The organism is Burkholderia sp. AU6039 (genome assembly GCF_002223365.1).
Taxonomy (GTDB): Bacteria; Pseudomonadota; Gammaproteobacteria; order Burkholderiales; family Burkholderiaceae; genus Burkholderia.
In genome coordinates this window covers 186084-200185 of the sequence record NZ_NKFK01000002.1, presented here as the reverse complement: position 1 = coordinate 200185, position 14102 = coordinate 186084, and the positions used below count along the sequence as shown (strand labels likewise).

Annotated in this window: 13 protein-coding genes; 4 read left to right on the top strand and 9 right to left on the bottom strand. The window is 65.5% G+C overall.

Annotation, left to right across the window (positions count from 1 at the left end):
- Positions 1 to 32: 32 nt before the first annotated feature.
- Complete coding sequence (locus CFB39_RS02475) at positions 33 to 761, bottom strand: DsbC family protein (protein ID WP_089472080.1); 729 nt, start codon at positions 759 to 761, stop codon at positions 33 to 35.
- Positions 762 to 855: 94 nt separating this feature from the next.
- Entirely contained in the window at positions 856 to 2034 is a 1179-nt protein-coding gene (locus CFB39_RS02470; protein WP_089472079.1) for a UbiH/UbiF family hydroxylase, read from the bottom strand.
- A 246-nt stretch (positions 2035 to 2280) separates the two neighbouring features.
- On the opposite strand from CFB39_RS02470, the gene ychF reads away from it, so the two are divergent.
- Positions 2281 to 3375, top strand: a complete 1095-nt coding sequence (gene ychF, locus CFB39_RS02465) for a redox-regulated ATPase YchF (protein ID WP_089472078.1) — start codon at positions 2281 to 2283, stop codon at positions 3373 to 3375.
- A 142-nt stretch (positions 3376 to 3517) separates the two neighbouring features.
- Here ychF and CFB39_RS02460 read toward each other — a convergent pair whose 3' ends face one another.
- From CFB39_RS02460 to CFB39_RS02440, 5 genes are all read right to left on the bottom strand, one after another.
- Positions 3518 to 4579 (bottom strand): radical SAM protein, encoded by a 1062-nt coding sequence (locus CFB39_RS02460; protein ID WP_089472077.1) that lies wholly within the window; start codon positions 4577 to 4579, stop codon positions 3518 to 3520.
- A gap of 39 nt (positions 4580 to 4618) precedes the next feature.
- Positions 4619 to 5521 carry an alpha/beta fold hydrolase gene (locus CFB39_RS02455; RefSeq protein ID WP_256991349.1) on the bottom strand — a complete coding sequence of 301 codons (903 nt, stop codon included), beginning with the start codon at positions 5519 to 5521 and terminating at the stop codon, positions 4619 to 4621.
- A gap of 317 nt (positions 5522 to 5838) precedes the next feature.
- On the bottom strand, positions 5839 to 7230 hold the full coding sequence (gene gabP / locus CFB39_RS02450) for a GABA permease (RefSeq protein WP_089472076.1): 1392 nt from the start codon (positions 7228 to 7230) through the stop codon (positions 5839 to 5841).
- Positions 7231 to 7647: 417 nt separating this feature from the next.
- Entirely contained in the window at positions 7648 to 7992 is a 345-nt protein-coding gene (locus tag CFB39_RS02445; RefSeq protein ID WP_047851577.1) for an MmcQ/YjbR family DNA-binding protein, read from the bottom strand.
- An 81-nt stretch (positions 7993 to 8073) separates the two neighbouring features.
- Complete coding sequence (locus tag CFB39_RS02440) at positions 8074 to 9378, bottom strand: MFS transporter (protein ID WP_089472075.1); 1305 nt, start codon at positions 9376 to 9378, stop codon at positions 8074 to 8076.
- Positions 9379 to 9570: 192 nt separating this feature from the next.
- Here CFB39_RS02440 and gcvA point away from each other — a divergent pair, with 192 nt between their 5' ends.
- The 3 genes from gcvA to ettA all read left to right on the top strand — a co-directional run bounded on the left by gcvA (position 9571) and on the right by ettA (position 12749).
- Positions 9571 to 10488, top strand: coding sequence for a transcriptional regulator GcvA (gene gcvA / locus CFB39_RS02435; protein WP_089472074.1), 918 nt, complete (start codon positions 9571 to 9573; stop codon positions 10486 to 10488).
- Positions 10489 to 10568: 80 nt separating this feature from the next.
- Complete coding sequence (locus tag CFB39_RS02430) at positions 10569 to 10877, top strand: DUF3761 domain-containing protein (protein ID WP_089472073.1); 309 nt, start codon at positions 10569 to 10571, stop codon at positions 10875 to 10877.
- Positions 10878 to 11081: 204 nt separating this feature from the next.
- The gene (ettA, locus tag CFB39_RS02425; RefSeq protein WP_089472072.1) at positions 11082 to 12749 is read left to right on the top strand and encodes an energy-dependent translational throttle protein EttA; all 1668 of its coding nucleotides are present in this window, start codon (positions 11082 to 11084) and stop codon (positions 12747 to 12749) included.
- 137 nt (positions 12750 to 12886) lie between these two features.
- On the opposite strand, the gene CFB39_RS02420 is transcribed toward ettA, so the two are convergent.
- Positions 12887 to 13510 carry an HAD family hydrolase gene (locus tag CFB39_RS02420; RefSeq protein WP_089472071.1) on the bottom strand — a complete coding sequence of 208 codons (624 nt, stop codon included), beginning with the start codon at positions 13508 to 13510 and terminating at the stop codon, positions 12887 to 12889.
- On the bottom strand, positions 13507 to 14058 hold the full coding sequence (locus tag CFB39_RS02415; protein WP_089444871.1) for a cysteine hydrolase family protein: 552 nt from the start codon (positions 14056 to 14058) through the stop codon (positions 13507 to 13509). The genes CFB39_RS02420 and CFB39_RS02415 overlap by 4 nt, the downstream gene beginning before the upstream one ends.
- Positions 14059 to 14102: the final 44 nt, after the last annotated feature.

Here is a 14102-nt window from a genome sequence, read left to right as displayed (position 1 = left end):
TGGCCAGGCCATGCGGCCCGGCGTGTGGTCGGTTACTTGCTCGAGGCGAGCGCCTGATTGAGCTGGTCGGCCGACACGGCGCCCGGCAGGCGGCGGCCGTCCGGCAGGAAGATCGTCGGCGTGCCCGTGACGTTCATCCCACGGCCGAGCGCGAGGTTCTTGTCGAGCGCGGTCGTATCGCAGGTACCGGCGCCGGACGGCGCGCGGTGGTCGAGCATCCAGCCCTGCCACGTTTTCGCGCGGTCGGTCGCACACCAGATCGCCTTCGACTTCGCGGTCGAATCCGGCGACAGCACCGGGTACAGGAACGTGTAGACGGTCACGTTGTCGACCGACTGCAGCGTCGTCTCGAGCTTCTTGCAATACGGGCAGTTCGGATCGGAGAACACCGCGATCTTGCGGGCGCCGTTGCCCTTGACGACCTTGATCGCATTCGCGAACGGCAGGCTCGCGAAGTCGATCTTGTTGATTTCGGACAGGCGCGCGTCGGTCAGGTTCTTGTGCGTCTTGGTGTCGACGAGATCGCCGAGCAGCACGTAATCGCCTGCCGCATCGCTATAGATGATCTGCGAGCCGAGGTTGACTTCGTAAAGGCCCGCGACCGGCGCTTTCGACACGCTCTTGATCGGCGCGTCGTTGCCGAGGCGGGCCTGCAGCGTTGCTTTCAGCTTGTCGGTGGTCTGGTCGGCCTGCGCGGTGCAGCCAAGCGTCGCCATCGTGACGGCCAGCGCCAGCGACGCGATGCGGATCGTTTTTTTCATCGAAATCTTCCTTCAGCTCAATCGGAGTGCACGGCACAGTGTACGCCGTAACGGAACCGTGTCCGACCGGCGAAGCGGCCGAAGGTTCGATCGATCAGCCGAGCGCGGCCGATACGAGCCAGCGCTTCACGAGCGGCTGCGCGCCGACGAAGGCCATGCCCGCGTTGCGCACGGCCTTCGCGAGCGAGCCCGGCACCGCGAACAGCCGCTGCAGCCCGTCGGTCGCGACCATCAGCGCGCGGATGTCTTCGCGACGCGAACGCTCGTAGCGGCGCAGCAGCACCGTATCGCCGAGGTTGCGGAAGCTTTCCTTGCCCGCGATCGCGTCGGCAAGCGCCGCGACGTCACGCAGGCCGAGGTTCATCCCCTGCCCCGCGAGCGGGTGGATCAGGTGCGCGGCATCGCCGACGAGCGCGACGCGCGGTGCGATCAGCTTGTCGACCGTCTGCAGCGCCAGCGGGAAGCCGGCAGCCGGCGTCACGCAGTCGAGCGTGCCGACCTGGCCGTGCGACACGCGCTCGACTTCGGCCGCGAGCTGCGCCGGATCGAGTGCGAGCAATTCGTCCGCATGCGCGGTGTGCGCGGACCAGACGAGCGACACATGGCCGTCCGGCAGCGGCAGCAGCGCGACGATCTCGCCTTCGTGAAACCACTGGTAGGCGGTCTCTCGGTGCGGCAGCGACGCCTTGAAGTTCGCGACGACGCCGGTTTGCCGGTAGTCGCGCCGCTCGACCTTGGCCCCCATTTGCGAGCGCACCCACGAATGCGCGCCGTCCGCGCCGACGACGAGGTCCGCTGCCAGCACCTGCCCCGACGACAGCGTGAGCACGGCCGCATCGTCGCGCACGTCGAAGCCCTGTGCGCGCGCATCGAACCACGTGAGGTTCGGCTGGAACCGCAGCGCGGCGTCGAGCGACGCCTCGACCAGCGACGATTCGGCGATCCACGCGAGCTGCGGCACGGACGCCTGGTACGCGGAGAAATGCAGTTCCGCGTGCGCGTCGCCATACACGCGCATGTCGTAGACCGGCGCAAGCCGGCTGTGATCGAGCGCCTGCCAGACGCGCAGCCGCTCGAGCAGCGCCTGCGAACTGGAGGACAGCGCGTAGACGCGCGTGTCGAAGGCGAGATCGGCGGGGCGCGGCGTGGCCGGCTGGGCGAGCAAGGCTGTCTTGTAGCCGGACTGGGTCAGCGCGAGCGCGGCCGTCTTGCCGACGAGCCCGCCGCCGACCACGGCGACGTCGAAGGTGTGGTGGGCAGTCATGGCGGGCATTATAGCCGCGGGGCCAAACCCTTACGCGGCCGGACTTTGCGGGAAATCAGCAGAATCGCAGGCCGATGCGGCAACGCGGCGGCCCGCCGCATCGGCCATTCGGCGCCTGCCCGGAATCCGGGGCGTCGGCACGGTACAATAGCGACTTTGACCGTCGGCCCGCCGCGCCCCACGCGCCGGCCGCCCTTTTTTCCCGCGCCGCCGTGCCCTGTCCGGCCGCGCCGCCTTACCCGTCCGAAGGATTCCATGAGTCTCAAATGCGGCATCGTCGGCTTGCCCAACGTCGGCAAGTCCACCCTGTTCAATGCGCTGACCAAGGCCGGCATCGCCGCCGAGAACTACCCGTTCTGCACGATCGAGCCGAACGTCGGCATCGTCGAAGTGCCCGATACGCGCCTGAAGGCGCTCTCCGAGATCGTCAAGCCGGAGCGTGTCGTGCCGGCCGTCGTCGAATTCGTCGACATCGCGGGCCTCGTCGCGGGCGCGAGCAAGGGTGAAGGCCTCGGCAACCAGTTCCTCGCGAACATCCGCGAAACCGACGCGATCACGCACGTCGTGCGCTGCTTCGAGGACGAGAACGTCATTCACGTCGCCGGCAAGGTCAGCCCGATCGACGACATCGAAGTCATCAACACCGAACTCGCGCTCGCCGACCTCGGCACCGTCGAGAAGGCGCTCACGCGCTATTCGAAGGCGGCGAAGTCGGGCAACGACAAGGAAGCGGCGAAGCTCGTCGCGGTGCTCGAAAAAGTGCGCGCGCAGCTCGACCAGGGCAAGGCCGTGCGCGGGCTCGAACTGTCGGACGACGAAGAGGCGCTGCTGAAGCCGTTCTGCCTGATCACGGCGAAGCCGGCGATGTACGTGGCCAACGTGAAGGACGACGGTTTCGAGAACAACCCGCACCTCGACGCGGTGCGCAAGTACGCGGAAAGCGAGAATGCGCCGGTCGTGGCCGTGTGCGCGGCGATCGAGGCGGAAATCGCCGATCTCGACGACGCGGACAAGGAAGCGTTCCTCGCCGACATGGGCATGGAAGAGCCGGGCCTCGACCGCGTGATCCGCGCGGGCTTCAAGCTGCTCGGCCTGCAGACGTACTTCACCGCGGGCGTGAAGGAAGTGCGCGCATGGACGATCCATATCGGCGACACGGCGCCGCAGGCGGCCGGCGTGATCCACACCGACTTCGAGCGCGGCTTCATCCGCGCGCAGACGATCGCGTTCGACGATTTCATCACGTACAAGGGTGAGCAAGGCGCGAAGGAAGCCGGCAAGATGCGCGCGGAAGGGAAGGAATATGTCGTGCACGACGGGGATGTGATGAACTTCCTGTTCAACGTCTGAGCGTTGCGTTATCGCCTCAGTGAAAAGCCCGCTTCTGCGGGCTTTTTTCTTTTCGGTGTACCGGCCTAGTCACGACCGGAGCCGCCCGTGTCCGATTTAGATCCGGCTATGCATGGCTGCATGGTGACCTCCCTGTGCCGTCTCATTGCATTGCGCAAATCGACGCGCGCTCCATACGGTTGCGCGGATGGTATTTCGACCAGACAAACTGACTGAAATAGCTTTCAGCAACCTCCGTCCATGTCCGAAGTCCGTCGTCTTCCTGCAGTACGTGCCTCGCGTTAACCAGCAACCAGGACATCACGGCCTGGCTGTCGCGACACTTCGCGCATTCTCCTGACGTACAACAGCGCGCAAGCGAGACAAAATCGGCACGATACGCATTGAACCTGGGGAGCGCGGGCCACCCCGACGCGAACCGATCCACGTTTTGCGGATGATCTTCGCTGACGCTCGGACAACTTGCACCATTGAATGCTCCCCAGGCGGTCTCACCCCGCATCAGGGCCGTCAGATAATAGGGATGGCTTGCAATGGTTTCAGGGTATTTCGCTTTCAAGTCGAGCAGGACGTCCAGCAACCGCTCCTCGCCTCGTCGACGTAGCGGGCCGTCAACGTCGTAGGGACTGTAGTAATTGAACAGCAACCGATTCCCGTTATCTCGAATTTTGCGCACCGTTTCCTCGATGTACGCAATACCGTCAATCGTCACGGCATAGACAAAACCCGCACGTTCGTCGTCGCGATAGTTTGCCAGCGCCTTGTCGAACAAGCCGGTGAAGCGTTTTCCGTTCGGACCAATCGCACGCAATTCATCGTCGAGTGGCCCGCCGCCAAATACGGAGATCGCGATGGTGATGTCCTCGAATCCTTCATACGGGATTTTTCGAAGTCCATTCGTCGACACTGACACTTTCGGCATGTATTTCCTGAATATCCGTATCCGATCGAGGTGCAATGCAGGCTCGCCGCCAATCAATAGCGGTGCGTTGACCCCGCGCGCAGCCTCCTCCTTCACACGCTGCTCAAGGCGACGCGCATCGCTCAACTCTTGCGATGCTGTATCGAATTCGTTCTCGAAAAACCAGCAGCCCTTGCAACGGAGGTTGCATTGATTCGTGAGATGGTAAAGCGACGCGCGCGTCTCCTTCGCCTCATTTCTGACGGCCTTGAAGCGCGATTTCATTTCTGTTGAATCATCCATCGTGGTCTCCTGATGTGAGGATGCGAACGACACGCGCGGTCAGCGCAGCAACCCTCTGGTGAGCTCCGGCCACAGCGACGAATGCTCGCGGCGGAACATGCCGACGTGGCCAATTGCTCGGCCGTCGGGATTTTCTGGATGGATGAAGTGGGCGTCGGACTTGGCTCTCGGCAGCAGGCGCAGCCAGTCTGCGATATTGGCCGGCGTGGCAAGCGGGTCGTCGGTTGCGGCCACAACGGTGACCGGAGCGATAAATTCGTCGTAGTAGTGGCGTGCCACCCCTGCCCCGAATTCGTTCGCTACATATCCCGGCCGACGGCACCATCGGGCCCACTGAAGTCCGACGCACGGTGGCAGATCATCACCCCAGCCGAGTACCCTGGCCGGAACGTAACCGAGCAATCGAATGGAAATCGGTACATACATATGCGCAAGCAGCAAGGCCGCGAAACGCTTTGGCCAGCGAATGTTGCCGACATACCCGGAAGACGCCGAGATGGCGCACAGCGAACGAATCGATGCGTGATTCGGCATCAGGCCGACCAGTTGTGCGCCTGCGCTATGCCCGATCAAATGCGCGCTGCGCGCACTGGTTTCGCCAAGGAGCCAGTCGAGCGCCGCGGGCATGTCGAACTGCCCCCAGTCCTGTTTCCGCGCTTGGGACCGGCGGACGTGATCCGTACCGAGCGACGCGCCGATCCCCCGATAGTCGAATACAAACGTCGAGTGGCCGTCTTTGCGTAGCCAATCTGCAAACGGGAAATAAAAGGATTGTCGGATTCCCGTCGCAGGGCAGATGAGCACGGGGGAACGATCACCCTCGGCCGCCGGGAAATAGGTTCCCTTGAGCTGGAATCCGTCGCGGGCGGAGAAAGTTATGCCGACGCGAGCAGTCGAACGCTCAGTCATTGTTGCGACCTCGATACAGTCGACAAACGACAAGGCGTATCGATCGCGCAATTGGCTATCAGGCTCTGCCCGATAATGCCGACCATCAACAAAGGACGCCAAATTGATTTGCCCATCGATTCACCTCGGTAATCGAAGCAATCAATGTACGAGCATGTCTTTGTTGATGAAATCAGACGAGTTCGATTATTCCGCGCTAGTTTCTTCTTGCTTCTCGCCTCTCACAAAAAATCGCGCGTCGACATTTTCCGCCGCATTGAATAATGCCAAAAGCAAATGGCCCGACCGGCAAACGCCGATCGGGCCATTTTTCACGACGCGGGCTTTCCGCCCGCCGTCACTTCACGCCATCACATCGCCGACACGCGCCGCCCTTCACTCGCCTGCGCATCGCGACCACGTTTGTTCAGCCACGACGCCAGCAGCACGATCAGCGCCAGCACGGCCGTCGCCCCCACTTCCATCCGGTGATCCTCGCTCACGAGCATCACCGTCAGCGTGCCGCAGATGAACAGGATCACCGCCCACGTGAGCCACGGGAACAACCACATCCGCAGCGTCAGGTCCGCGCCGGTCGATTCGAGCGTCTTGCGCATCCGCAGCTGCGAGATCGCGATTACGAGATACACGAGCAGCGCGATCGCGCCCGACGTCGCCAGCAGGAAGCCGAATACCTGCTCCGGCATCAGGTAGTTCGCGATCACGGTCACGAAACCGAACGCGGTCGATGCGAGCACGGCCGCGCGCGGCGTGCCGGTCGAATCGGTGCGGTGCAGGAACGCAGGCGCATCCTTGCGCTTGGACAGCGAGAACAGCATCCGCGACGCGGTGTACAGCGCCGAATTCAGGCAGCTCGCGACCGACACCAGCACGATCACGTCGATGATCGCCTTCGCGTTCGGGACGCCGATCAGCTCCATCGCGCGCTGATACGAGCCGTGCTTCGGCAGCAGCGGGTCGTTCCACGGCACGATGGCCGCGACGACGAGAATCGAGCCGAGATAGAACAGCGTGATACGCCAGATCACCGAGTTGGTCGCGCGCACGATCTGGCGTTGCGGGTTGTCCGATTCGGCGGCCGCGATCGTCACGATCTCGGTGCCGAGGAACGAGAACATCGTCGTCAGCATCGCCGCGAGCACGGCGCCGGCGCCGTGCGGCATGAAGCCGTCATGCACGAACAGGTTCGACACGCCCGACACAGCCGGCGCCGGGATGATGCCGACGATCGCCGCACCGCCGATGCACAGGAACACGACGATCGCGACAACCTTGATTAGCGCGAACCAGAATTCGAATTCGCCGTAGTTCTTGACCGAGAAGAGGTTGGTCACCGTCAGCACCAGCGTGATGCCGAGCGCGAAGACCCAGGTTGCAACGCCAGGAAACCATGCATTGAGGATGGTCGCGGCGGCAGTCGCCTCGATCGGGATCACGAGCACCCAGAACCACCAGTACAGCCAGCCGATCGAGAAACCGGCCCAGTGGCCGATCGCGCGATCGGCATAGGTGGAGAACGAACCGCTGTCCGGATGGGCGACTGCCATCTCGCCGAGCATGCGCATCACGAGCACGACCAGCACCCCTGCGATCGCATACGCAAGGATCGACGCCGGGCCGGCTTCCGCGATCGCGTGGCCGGAGCCGACGAACAGGCCCGCGCCGATCACGCCGGCAATCGACATCATCGTCACGTGCCGCTGCTTCAGGCCCGTACCGAGGCCTGTGTTGCTTCCACTCATCTGTCTCTCTCCAAAAAACGGTTCCGGTATGGCCGGGTATCGCGTGAAGGCAGCACGGGGGATTGTCGTTCTTGGGCCGGGCCGGATGCGGCACCTGCATGGGTGCAGGCGCGCAGCCGGATCGGGGGCCGTTCCGGAACGGGTCGCGACGCAGTCTGCGAAGCTGCGGGTGCGATGCGGCACGCAGGGCGCCGGCGCATCGCGTGCGCCCTTTCCGTCGGCTTTCGTCAGCTGCCTTCGAAGCGAAGGAGTGTAAGCATCAAACGGTTCTTCACTAAGAACCAATTGAAGAATTTCGATGGAACCACTTGTTGCATCGACATCGATCGATGCAACGCTTGTACCGTCCGTGGCGACTCGCGAGCGCGCCGAAAGCGCCCGGCGACATCGAGTCAGTCAGCCGCAACCGGCGGCGCGTCAGCGCGTGCCGTTCGCCATCTCGTCACGCCATTTGGCAGGGACGACGGCCTGCCATTCTCGCAGAAGCAGGTTTTTCACGGCGTCCGGATGGGCCGCCGACAGTCGCACCAGCACGATCGGCCAGCCGACGTAGTGATCCGTCACGTAATACACGTCGGGTTCCGATTCGATCAGCCACGCGCGCTCATCGGGGCCGACGCCTTTCACGACGAGCGTGTCGCCGTCCTCGCGCAGCCGCGCGAGCATCTTGCCCTTCACCTTGAGTGCGGGCGTGCCGTAAGACGTGCCTTCCTCGACGCCGCGCCACGCCAGTGCGATCTGCCGAACTTCGTCGAATGTCACGGGGCCTCCCGGCTGGATGCCTTCGGTTCACGATCCGGCCACCCTACCGGAATTCGCGAAGCCGTGCCGTGGGCAGTGCGCTTATCCGCGCGCCGCACGCGCGGCCGTCGACGCACGCCCTGTCGTCGCGACAATCGCGAACGCGATCGCATTCGCGGCGGCACTGGCCAGAATCGGCACGAGATAGCCGCCGCCTGCGTCATAGATGAAGCCGGCCGCGGTCGGCCCGATCAGCGTGCCGAATGCGACGCTCGTATAGAGCACGCCGATGATCCCGCTCACGTTGCGGCCGCCGAAATAGTCCATCACCACCGCCGGCAGCACCGCGACCCAGCCGCCGTAGAACACGCCGAACCCGAGTGCGAACGCGGCAAGCGTGGCGACGGTGCCGGCGCCGGCCCACGCGACGAGCGCGACGGCCATGCCCGCGAACATCGCGAGCAGCGACGTGCGGCGGCCGAAGCGGTCGGCGAGGCCGCCGAGGAAGAAGCGGCCGGCCGTGCTGCCGACGCCGATCGCGCCGAGCAGCAGCACGGCCGTCGATGACGAGACGCCATGATCGAGCGCGTACGGCACAAGATGAACGAACGGCACGAACACGCCGAACGAGCAGATGAGGCATGCCGCGTAGAGGCTCGCGAACGAGCGCGACGTGACGGCTTCGCGCACCGTCGCGCCGGCAGCCGGCTTGCGACTAGCGGCCGCACCGGAGACCGAACGCCCCGTATCGCGCGCGGTGGCCTTCGCGCCGCCGCCCTCGACGGGCTCATGCGCCGCCTCTCCGTCCGGCAGCAGCCCCCGCCCGCGCGGATCGTTCTCGATCAGCAACGCCATCCCCGCGCCGATCACGACCGCGATCACGGCCAGCGTGAAATACGCACCGCGCCAGCCGACGTGCGCGATCAGCGCGGACGCGAGCGGCGGCATCACCAGCGTGCCGACGCCGATCCCGGCGACCGCGAGCCCCGACGCGAAGCCGCGCCGGCGCACGAACCAGCGCTGCACGGCGCCGACAGCCGGTACGTATGCGCAGCCGACGCCGAGACCGACACCGAGCCCGTACGCGACGTAGACCTGCACCAGCGTATGCGCGGCGCCGGCAGCCGCGAGCCCGATGCCCGTCAGCAGCATCCCGGCGACGGCCAGCCGCCGCGAGCCGAAGCGGTCGGCCAGCGGCCCGCTGACGATGCCGAAACCGAAATACAGGAAGCCGGCGAGCGAAAACACGAGCGAGATCTGCCCGCGCGACGCGGCGAAATCCCGCTGCAGCGACTCCACGAAGGCGCTGAACGTGTATGCGCTGCCGAAACCGACGAACGTGACGGCAAACGCGGCCGCCACCACGTACCAGCCGTAGAAAACGCGCGATGCGCCCGGGCGGTTCATGACGATGCTCCTCTCAGGTTCCCCGGCCGCCGGGCGGCGTCCGGATTGCCTCATGGATATAGTTGAACTATGTTGATCGCATCGGTTGCCGACAGGCAGTCGCGCAGCATGCGATCCGATGCGTCAACGGTACTCGCGCATATGCATCGTCTCAAACGATATTTCGTCGGACTTTCGATTTAGAAAAACTGAATGAATCGTTCCCGCTTGCCGCCTCTCAACCCGCTGCGCGCATTCGAAGCGGCCGCCCGCCACCTGTCGGTGAAGGCGGCCGCCGAGGAGCTGTCGGTCACGCCCGGCGCGGTAAGCCAGATGATCCGCACGCTCGAGACGCATCTCGGTGTACAGCTGTTCGAGCGCGTCAACCGCGGCATCCTGCTCACGGCCGCCGGCCGCGACTACCTGCCGCCGGTGCGCAACGCGTTCCGGCAGATCGCCGATGCGTCGCAGCGCGTGTCGGGTGCGGCCGACAGCGGCGTGCTGACGGTGAGCGTCACGCCGTTTTTCGCATCCGCGTGGCTCGTCCCGCGCCTCGCGGAGTTCCGGGAGGCTTGCCCGGACGTCGACCTGCAGGTCGTCACGAGCCACGCACTGGCGGATTTCTCGCGCGACGGCGTCGACGTCGCGATCCGTCATGGCCTCGGGCGCTACATCGGGCTGTGCAGCGAGCGCCTGCTGACGGTGGAGATCGTCGCGCTCGCATCGCCCGAACTCGTCGCGCGGCTCGGCATGCCGGCGACGCCGGCCGAGCTCGTCGGCTGGCCGCAGTTGCACGACGCCGAGCGCAAGGGCTGGCACATCTGGTTCGGCGCGCAGCGGATCGACGATTTCGGCCCGCCGCGCGGCCCCGCGTTCGACGACTCCGGCCTGTTGCTGCAGGCGATCGTCGCCGGCCAGGGCGCCGGGCTGCTGCCGGCCGCGATGGTGCGCGGCGAGCTGGCAAGCGGCCGGCTCGTGCAGCTCGCCGACGTCGCGTGGCTCGACGATTTCGCGTACTACCTCGTCTATCCGCCGCATCACGCGGAACGGCCAAAGGTTGCCGCCTTTCGCCGATGGATCCTCGACGCCGCACTGGCCGACGGTGCGGCATCGATGTCCGGCGCGGCGTAGCGCCCTGCGTCACGGCGCGCTTCTTCTACCGATCGGCTAACATGCGGCCCGGCACCGATAACAACAGACCGAGAGAGACCATGCCCGCCCTGCTCCGCCGCGCGACACGCATCGCGACGCTGTCCGCCGCATTTTTCGTCGCGTGCGCCGCGCTGCCCCTTCCGGCACACGCGTATCGCGCACCGACCGGCTACGGCAACGAAGCCGATCTCGACCGCCACGACACGTATCGCAACCGCGACGGCGAAACCGTGCACGCCCCCGCGCATTCGAAATCGGGCCGCGTGCCCGACGGTGCGAGCGCGCGCTGCCGCGACGGCACGTACAGCTTCAGCCGTCACCGGCGCGGCACGTGCTCGGGGCACGGCGGCGTCGCCGCGTGGCTGTAGCCTCGGCCGAATGGCCAATCCGGACCGCTGCAGCCGCCCGCCGCTGTCAGCGACGCTCGGCGGCGAAGTACAATAGCCGCTCGCGCCGCCCACACGCGGCGACGCCGCCGCGCCTCGCGCGGCACGCTCCGTACCGAATCACCCGACGCCGCCACGCCCACGCGCTGCGCGGCAGTCTCAACCACTTCTGACTTTCACACCGAAATGGCCCAATACGTTTTCACGATGAACCGGGTCGGCAAGATCGTGCCGCCCAAGCGCCAGATCCTGAAGGACATCTCGCTGTCGTTCTTTCCCGGCGCGAAGATCGGCGTGCTCGGCCTGAACGGCTCGGGCAAGTCGACGCTGATCCGCATCATGGCGGGCGTCGACAAGGACATCGAAGGCGAAGCCACGCCGATGCCGAACCTGAACATCGGCTACCTGCCGCAGGAGCCGCAGCTCGACCCGACGAAGACGGTGCGCGAAGCCGTCGAGGAAGGCCTCGGCGACCTGTTCCAGGCCAACAAGAAACTCGAGGAAATCTATGCGGCGTACGCAGAGCCGGACGCCGACTTCGACGCGCTCGCGGCCGAGCAGGCGAAGTACGAAGCAATCCTCGCGTCGAGCGACGGCGGCAGCCCCGAGCAGCAGCTCGAAGTGGCCGCCGACGCACTGCGCCTGCCGTCGTGGGACGCCAGGATCGAACACCTGTCGGGCGGTGAAAAGCGCCGCGTCGCGCTGTGCAAGCTGCTGCTCGAAAAACCCGACATGCTGCTGCTCGACGAGCCGACCAACCACCTCGACGCGGAATCGGTCGACTGGCTCGAGCAGTTCCTGGTGCGCTTCCCGGGCACCGTCGTCGCGGTCACCCACGATCGCTACTTCCTCGACAACGCGGCCGAGTGGATTCTCGAACTCGACCGCGGCCACGGTATTCCGTGGAAGGGCAACTACAGCAGCTGGCTCGACCAGAAGGAAGAGCGCCTGAAGCAGGAAGAAGCGTCGGAATCGGCGCGCCAGAAGGCGATCAAGAAGGAACTGGAGTGGGTGCGCCAGAACCCGAAGGGCCGTCAGGCGAAGTCGAAGGCCCGTATCGCGCGCTTCGAGGAGCTGAGCAGCCAGGAATACCAGAAGCGCAACGAAACGCAGGAAATCTTCATTCCGGCCGGCGAACGCCTCGGCAATGAAGTGATCGAGTTCAAGAACGTCAGCAAGTCGTTCGGCGACCGCCTGCTGATCGACAATCTGAGCTTCAAGATCCCGGCCGGCGCGATCGTCGGCATCATCGGCCCGAACGGCGCCGGCAAGTCGACGCTGTTCAAGATGCTGACCGGCAAGGAACAGCCGGATTCGGGCGAAGTCGTGATGGGGCCGACCGTGAAGCTCGCGTACGTCGACCAGAGCCGCGACGCGCTCGACGGCACGAAGACGGTGTTCGAGGAAATCTCGGGCGGCGCCGACGTGTTGACGGTGGGCAAGTACGAAACGCCGTCGCGTGCGTACATCGGCCGCTTCAACTTCAAGGGCGGCGACCAGCAGAAGATCGTCGGCAACCTGTCCGGCGGTGAACGCGGCCGCCTGCACCTCGCGAAGACGCTGATCTCGGGCGGCAACGTGCTGCTGCTGGACGAACCGTCGAACGACCTCGACGTCGAAACGCTGCGTGCGCTGGAAGACGCGCTGCTCGAATTCGCGGGCTCGGTGATGGTGATCTCGCACGATCGCTGGTTCCTCGACCGGATCGCGACGCACATCCTCGCGTTCGAAGGCGATTCGCAGGTCACGTTCTTCGACGGCAACTACCAGGAGTACGAAGCCGACAAGCGTGCACGCCTCGGCGAGGAAGCCGCGAAGCCGAAGCGCCTGCGCTACAAGCCGATCAGCCGCTGACCGGCACGGCCCGGGTGCCCGGCGCCGCGGCAACGCGGGGCCGGTCGCCGACGGTGGCCGCTTCAGGAAGCGTCACAACAAAAAAGCGGGCCGCTGGCCCGCTTTTTTTATCCGATGGCGGGCTGCTCGCCCGCCGCTTACGCGAGCGCGCCCAGTTCGCGCAGCCGCGCCTCGGTCGTCGCCGCACTCGTGTGATGAATGCCGTGCCAGCCGAGCGCCGTCGCGGCCGCGGCATTCTTCGCGTTGTCGTCGATGAATACGAGTTCGTGCGGCGCAATGCCCGGCAGGTGCGGTTCGATCCGCGCATGCATCTCGCGGTAGATCGCCGGATCGGGCTTCACGAGCTTCACGCGACCCGACACGACGATCTCCTTGAAACGCCGCAGCACCGGGAAGTTGTCCCACGCATACGGAAACGTCTGCGCGGACCAGTTCGTCAGCCCGAACAGCGGCATCCCCTGCGCTTCAAGTCGATCGACGAGCGCGGCGCCCTCTTCGAGCACGCCGCCGATCATTTCGTGCCAGCGCGCGTAGAACGCGCGGATCAGCGCCTCGTGCTCCGGAAACTTCGCGACGAGCTCGGCCGTGCCTTCCTCGATCGTTTGCCCGCCGTCCTGGCGGATCACCCAGTCCATCGCGCACACGTGCGTGAGAAACCAGCGACGCTCCGTGTCGTCGGGAATCAACTCCCGGTAAAGGTACTCCGGGCTCCAGTCGATCAGCACGCCGCCGAAATCGAACACCACGGCCTTGATCGTCATGCGAACTCCGTCGAAAGGACGTCCGCGAGCGGACGCGGCGTCACCGGGTTACCCGCCAGCGAATTGTTTTGCCATACGAAGTGATGGTGCGCGACGATCTGCGCGGCCGACAGGTGCGTGCGCTCGTTCGTCGTGTGCAGATCGGACACGACCGTCGTCCGGTAGCCGAGCAGCGCCGCGCGGCGCGCGGCCGAATCGACGCAGAACTCGGTCGCATAACCGCAGATCAGCACCGAACGGATGCCGTGGCGGTCGAGTTGCGCCGCGAGCGGCGTGTCGTGAAACGAATCGCTCACCTGCTTGCGCACACGCCAGTCGTCGTTCCCGACGACCAGCCCCGCATGCAGCTCCCAGCCCGGCGTGCCGGGCACGATGTCGTCGTCCGCATCGCCGTCGTGCTGCACGAAGCACACGGGCGCGTTCGCCGCACGCGCCGCCGCCGTCAGCCGGTTGATGCCCGATACCACGTCGTCGAGCCGGTAAGCGGGTTGCGCCCGCTCCACCAGCCCGCGCTGCATGTCGACCACGATCACTGCGGTGTCCGCCATTGCCTGCCCTCGGTTGTGTCGTTCGGCCGTTGTCCGGCCGTTAT

What these genes read in the sequence shown, in the direction of transcription:
- CFB39_RS02470 (WP_089472079.1), bottom strand. Translation starts at nt 2,034, where the DNA reads ATGCCCGCCATGACTGCCCACCACACCTTCGACGTCGCCGTGGTCGGC.
- gcvA (WP_089472074.1), top strand. Translation starts at nt 9,571, where the DNA reads ATGAATCGTTCCCGCTTGCCGCCTCTCAACCCGCTGCGCGCATTCGAA.
- CFB39_RS02440 (WP_089472075.1), bottom strand. Translation starts at nt 9,378, where the DNA reads ATGAACCGCCCGGGCGCATCGCGCGTTTTCTACGGCTGGTACGTGGTG.
- CFB39_RS02475 (WP_089472080.1), bottom strand. Translation starts at nt 761, where the DNA reads ATGAAAAAAACGATCCGCATCGCGTCGCTGGCGCTGGCCGTCACGATG.
- CFB39_RS02420 (WP_089472071.1), bottom strand. Translation starts at nt 13,510, where the DNA reads ATGACGATCAAGGCCGTGGTGTTCGATTTCGGCGGCGTGCTGATCGAC.
- gabP (WP_089472076.1), bottom strand. Translation starts at nt 7,230, where the DNA reads ATGAGTGGAAGCAACACAGGCCTCGGTACGGGCCTGAAGCAGCGGCAC.
- CFB39_RS02460 (WP_089472077.1), bottom strand. Translation starts at nt 4,579, where the DNA reads ATGGATGATTCAACAGAAATGAAATCGCGCTTCAAGGCCGTCAGAAAT.
- ettA (WP_089472072.1), top strand. Translation starts at nt 11,082, where the DNA reads ATGGCCCAATACGTTTTCACGATGAACCGGGTCGGCAAGATCGTGCCG.
- CFB39_RS02415 (WP_089444871.1), bottom strand. Translation starts at nt 14,058, where the DNA reads ATGGCGGACACCGCAGTGATCGTGGTCGACATGCAGCGCGGGCTGGTG.
- CFB39_RS02430 (WP_089472073.1), top strand. Translation starts at nt 10,569, where the DNA reads ATGCCCGCCCTGCTCCGCCGCGCGACACGCATCGCGACGCTGTCCGCC.
- ychF (WP_089472078.1), top strand. Translation starts at nt 2,281, where the DNA reads ATGAGTCTCAAATGCGGCATCGTCGGCTTGCCCAACGTCGGCAAGTCC.